The 5,652-nt window shown below is 44.8% G+C and carries 4 protein-coding genes; all 4 read right to left on the bottom strand.

Annotated elements, in window-relative coordinates; genetic code table 11:
- Positions 1-1,286 (bottom strand): CD1107 family mobile element protein (locus FYJ59_RS13710; RefSeq protein WP_154498881.1); only part of this gene is annotated, 1,286 nt, incomplete at its 3' end.
- Positions 1,261-1,545 (bottom strand): cell envelope biogenesis protein TolA, encoded by a 285-nt coding sequence (locus FYJ59_RS13705; RefSeq protein WP_066548945.1) that lies wholly within the window; start codon positions 1,543-1,545, stop codon positions 1,261-1,263. The genes FYJ59_RS13710 and FYJ59_RS13705, both read right to left, overlap by 26 nt.
- A gap of 19 nt (positions 1,546-1,564) precedes the next feature.
- On the bottom strand, positions 1,565-4,186 hold the full coding sequence (locus FYJ59_RS13700; protein ID WP_328597252.1) for a CD1108 family mobile element protein: 2,622 nt from the start codon (positions 4,184-4,186) through the stop codon (positions 1,565-1,567).
- Positions 4,186-5,652 (bottom strand): VirB4-like conjugal transfer ATPase, CD1110 family (locus FYJ59_RS13695; protein ID WP_408646211.1); only part of this gene is annotated, 1,467 nt, incomplete at its 5' end. The genes FYJ59_RS13695 and FYJ59_RS13700, both read right to left, overlap by 1 nt.

Here is a 5,652-nt window from a genome sequence, read left to right as displayed (position 1 = left end):
GGCAATGCACTTTCAGAAGTCGGGATTGCAGACTCTAATGCGGCAGAGTTTTTCGGTAAGGTCTCGCTGTTATCAGATGTGGTATTCAGCAAGTCATTTTCCGTAATCTCTGTCAGGAAATAGACCATTTCTTCCTCACCATCCCTGTCGATAATCAGATAAAACACCTTGTCCGATGCCGTCTGAATGGTATAAAATTCCTTGCCCTGCCCGGACTGCTTACTCTCCTTATCCTCATTCTCTCCTTTCTCCGAAGCATCCGCTTCCGCCATTGCCTGCCTTTTCTGCTCCGCAGGACTTGTCTGTGAAGTGGTATTTCCATCACTGTCTGTCTTTGTATGCTCTGTTACGGTTCCCGTGGCACTTCCCGGCTTAGTAGCTTCTGCATTGACCGGAAGCTGTTCTGCCGGATTGTCATCACTCTCATCTGCCGGGTCTTTGTAGTATGGATTTTTCGTCTTGTAGACCTCCGACATATTTCCGGCATTGTCCATTGCAGAAATGGTAAAATACTCATACCCCGCATCAAATTGCTGCAGGCGGATATTCAAAGTTCCGTTTGTAAGGTCTGTAAATTCATATCCGTTGACATAGACTGCTTTCGCTCCGGAATCCGTATCATGTACCTGTACACTCAAAAGTCCGTCACTGACCGCAGCATTAAGCGTAGGCTTTGTGGTGTCAAAACATTTGATTGCACGGCTTCTCTCATTGGTATGATCCTTCTGGTCAGCGACCTGCACATACACCGTACAGTTTTCAGAAACCTCCAGCTTTCTGTCCTCTGTCACATCCGTCCAGCTTCCATTCTGTCCTACCTTCGCCTGAATCTTGGCAATTTCAAAATTTCCTGTGTGTGCCACATCCTCAACCGTAAATGTCACGGTTGCTTTGTCATTATGCCACCCATCCGGCTGATTGATCTGGATTGTGACATTCGGCTTTTTATATGCACAGAGCTTATAATCTTTCACGCATACTTCGCAATTATGGTCGTATTCATACGCACCACATTTATCCTCACAGGTACACTCCGGTTCTTTTACATCACCACCGGATACCGTATCCTCTTCCGTGCTGTTTTCTTCAGAACCGCTTTCTGTTTCCTGCTCTGTATCATTCTCGGTTCTGTTTTCCTCAGAACTACTTTCCGGCTCTGTATCCTCCGCATGAACACTCACTGCATAATTCCCGTTCATGGCAAATCCCAAAGCGGGCATACAGAATAAAACCGCTGATAAAACAAGCGATAACACTGCCTTAGATGATAGTTTCATTTTTTTCATGGCTTACTGCCTCCTTTTCTGATTGTTGTGTCTGTTCTTCCTGTTCCTTTTTCTTTAACAGATGCAGAATTTCTTCCTCACTGACTTTGTTCAGTAAAATCAGCCGTTCCAGAGAGATTTTATTTTTCTCAATGAACTTCATCTTCTCCGCATCCTCTGCCATCTGTAACTGCTCCTCTAAGTCCTTCTGCCTTGCCTGCAATCCTGCAAGCTGCTCCCGGACTTTCAGAAGCTCTTTTTCAATTCTTTCCTTTGTCATTTATCCTCACTTCCTGCTTTTAATTTAATCTTCCAAAACTGTAGAAATGGCTCTGCCAGTATGGTGTATTGATAGAAGCATATTTGATTGGGTCACCACAGTGTATCATCACACCGTTTCCGCAATAGATACCCACATGGCTGACAGGTCCCGGTGAATTGTAAGTACCTGTAAAAAAGATGATATCCCCAGCCTTGGCATCTGCCGCTGACACCGGAGTACACTGGTCATATATGCCCTGTGCCGTGGTTCTTGGCAGGTTATGTACGCCGCTGTTGGTAAATACCCAGCATACAAAGCCGGAACAGTCAAAGCTCGTGGACGGAGAAGAACCGCCCCATACATACGGATAACCAAGATATCTTGCCGCTTCCTCCATAAGTGCCTGTACTGTTGCATCATCATAGGAATCCGGTGGTGTGACATTTCCCGGCGAACCGCCACCGCCCGGACTTTCTCCATAAAGAGTTCCCTCACCCACATCAAAGTAAAATAACGGGTTATAATACTCCCCGTTATACAAACACTCGATATGAAGGTGGCTTCCGGTACTGCTCCCCGTATTTCCCGTTGTTCCTATGGTTGTTCCGTGTGTAACAGTCTGTCCGGCACTGACACTTAATGTATCCATGTGTGCATACTTGGTGCAGTAACCATTGCTGTCCTCTATCACAACATAATTACCATAAGAAGCATCATAGGTTGCTGTTGTAACCATTCCATCCATCGCTGCCAGCACGGTTGTCCCTGTGGGCACCGCTATATCCACACCACGGTGAAACTGTTCCTGCCCTGTGACCGGATTGATACGGTAGCCATAATAACTCGACACATAGCTATACCAATACAGATTGAGCGGTGTATAAAACTGCTGTGTCAGTCCATGGGTTTCATTGTAAAGAGCATAAATTTCTTTCTGCTCCTCATTCATGTGTCCGGCTACCACCACACCCAGATCGGTGGCTGTCAGTGTTACTTCAAGTATGGTTACGGTGTATTCTTCCTCCGTCTCCTCACCCGTTTCCGGATCTGTTACAGTCCTTGTCCTCGTCTCCGTGGTAGGATTTAAGGTCAGCTCATACATTTCTTCAAAAAGGCTTTCTATCTCACTTTGCACGTCACTTGCCGTAAATTCCGTATGTACTGCCGACAGGTAACTGATTAAAACAAACGGGTCATGCCCTATGGCATCCAGATTATAGCGGTATTCGTCATAATCCGGATAATCTGTTTCTATGGCATTGATTTCTTTCTGCAATTCCATTTCCAGCTCGGAAAACGCCAGGTCCGCAGCATCAATTTCCGCTGGAACACTCATATAGCTTCCTGCCAGTGTGGTACTCATACCATCTGAGAACATCGCCCCACAGGATGATATGGCTGTCATGATCATAATCAGGAGCAGTGCAAAGATACCGATTGTTACCAGAAGTGAAACATTCCTGCTCGCTATCTCCTGTATTTTCTTGGCAACTTTGGTAATAAAATTGGCTGATTTTGCAGCCGCTTCTTTTGTATTCTTTGCTGCCTGTCCTGCTCGCCTTGCCTTTGCATACTCCCGCTTGATACGCTGTTTCTGCAATCGTTTCTGCATCTGCTTTTTCAGGGTCTTTTCCTGCATCTCCGGATTTTCTTCCAAAAACTTCTGATACCGGAAATTGACCTCTTTCTTAAACTGCTTTTTCTCCAGCTTTGCGACTTTCTCCTTTTTCCTTTGCAATCCGCTTTTATGGTTGCGTTTCACAAAATGATAGACATTCTCTGCTGTCTGTTCCGTCTTATGTGCTCCTTCCACAGCAGAATTTTCTTTCTCCACTTCGGCAACCTTGCCATGGGCAAAATTGGAATATTCTGCACCTACCCTGCCTGCAACCACTTTTACCGGACTATCCGGTTTGAATTGCTTTTCTTTTTCCACGGCAGTCAGCACATACTTTGCTTTTCCTGTCTTTTCATCAAAGACACGCTCAAAGGAATACTCCTTTGTCTTTGGTATCTTCTTTCTTGCAGCTTCGGTCTTTTTCCCAGCTTTCTCTGCCTTATTTTGCAGTCTGTCTAATTTTTTGCTTCCATGAAACTCCGGTTCTGCTCCTTCCGTAAAGGTTTTTTCCTTCGTCTGGAAATCACGTTCAAAATCAGATTGTTTTGTACGTTTCCTGTTCTGATACTCCCTCCTGTGGTATTTTCCTTTTTTGTCGGATTGGTGGTAGGTATCCCTGCGGTGGTAATCATCCTTTTGCTGATGTTCCTCCTGCTCCCTGTTACCTTCCTCTGTAAAAGTATTATTTTCCTGCGAAAAATCTCTTTTCCTCTTACTGTCCGCATCCATATTCTCAGACTTCAAATCCTTTTGCTCTGCGGAAGGATTTTCACTGTGTCCAAAAGTGTCCTGCTTCTGATACTGCTTTTGATTTCTGCGTTTTGCTGAATTCCCCGACTTCTGGACATTCTGTCCAAAAGTTTCAGACTGTTCCTTTTTCGGAACATCTCCGGAAGTGTCATTTGCATCTCTTGGCTGATGTGTACCGGAATGCCTATGCTGTACTTTTTGTGAAGCGGTGTCCTTTTCGGAACCACCTTTAGCAAAAGCACTCTTATCCCTTGCAAACCCAGCCGACTTGTCTTTTTTATTCTCTGCCACTAATCAACATCCTCCTGTTTTACACTTTCTTCCGGTTTGGTATTCATAATCGCATAGGTCTTTGTGTCTGTCGGGTATTTATCCACAAAAGGAATCACCACGTTATCAAACAGAATCAGACCGGAACCCGGCTCTGAATTGGTCACATGGGAAAGCTGTTTTTCCGAAAGCCCCAGCTTATCAGCAAGTATCGCCTGATCCTTTGCATTCTGGTTCAAGAGATAAACAAAATCTGAGTTACCAAGAATACCCTCGATTTCCTCCGACTTTAAGAAGTCACCCACATTCTGTGTCAGACCTGTCGGAATACCGCCCCATTTTCTGAAACGCTTCCAGATTTCCACCGAATAAATGGCAGTCTGCCTCTCCTTTAGAAGAAGGTGGAACTCATCACAGTAATAACGGGTAGCGATTTTTCTCTCCCTGTTCTGTGACACCCTGTTCCATACGGCATCCTGTACGATGAGCATACCTAGCTCTTTCAACTGGTTTCCCAAATCCCTGATATCAAAGCACATGATACGGTTCTTACTGTCCACGTTAGTGCGGTGATTAAAATAATTCTGCGAACCATGCACATACAGCACAAGGGAATTGGCAATACGCTCTGCTTTCGCATTCTTATGTTCTAAAAGGGCATTATACAAATCCTCAAGGATAGGCATATTCTCCGGCACCGGATTTTCGAAATAGGCATCATAGATATGACGGATACATTCGTCAATGATACCCTTCTCATCATTCTCCAGACCGTCCTTTCCTCCGGCAATCAGATCGCACAGGGTAATGATAAAATCACTCTTTAATTTCAGAGCTTCCTTATCCCCCTTGTGGCTTAACTGAATATCCATCGGGTTCAGATAGTCTTTGGAATTGGTTGCCAGCTTTACCACCTGCCCATGCAAAGCTCCCACAAGGGCAAAATACTCGCCCTCAGGGTCACAGATAATCACATCATCCCTTGTCATAAGAAAGCAGGATAAAATCTCCCTTTTTGCACTAAAGGACTTACCACTACCGGGTGTTCCTAAAATTACTCCGTTTGGTGTACGAAGCCGCTTTCTGTCTGCCATGATCATGTTGTTTGACAGGGCATTTAAACCATAGTAGATTGCCGGTGCAGGCATAAATAATTCCTGCGTACAGAACGGTACAAGAATAGCGGTACTCTTTGTGGTAAGCACACGCTCAATTCCCGTATCATTGCATCCAATCGGCGCAGAAGCCATAAGCCCCTGTTCCTGTAAATACTGCAAACATCTTAAGTTACAGTTTGCCTGCTGGATAATACCGGACACCCTCTGTGTAATATTTTCAAGCTCCCTTTTGCTCCTGCCGTAACAGGTAATTAAGAAAGTCATTTTGATAATCTTCTGGTTACTGGTGTTCAGATCGTCAAGCAGTTCCAGCGTATCCTTTTCATAAGTGATAATATCCGTAGGCAGAATATCCATGTCATACCCACT

Source organism: Waltera intestinalis, assembly GCF_009695995.1.
Classification (GTDB): domain Bacteria; phylum Bacillota; class Clostridia; order Lachnospirales; family Lachnospiraceae; genus Acetatifactor; species Acetatifactor intestinalis.
The sequence above is the reverse complement of the archived record's forward strand: the minus strand, read 5'-3'. Positions and strand labels throughout refer to the sequence as shown.

Bases quoted from the DNA above. Each gene is read 5' to 3' on its own strand.
- FYJ59_RS13705 (WP_066548945.1), bottom strand. From the start codon at position 1,545: ATGACAAAGGAAAGAATTGAAAAAGAGCTTCTGAAAGTCCGGGAGCAG.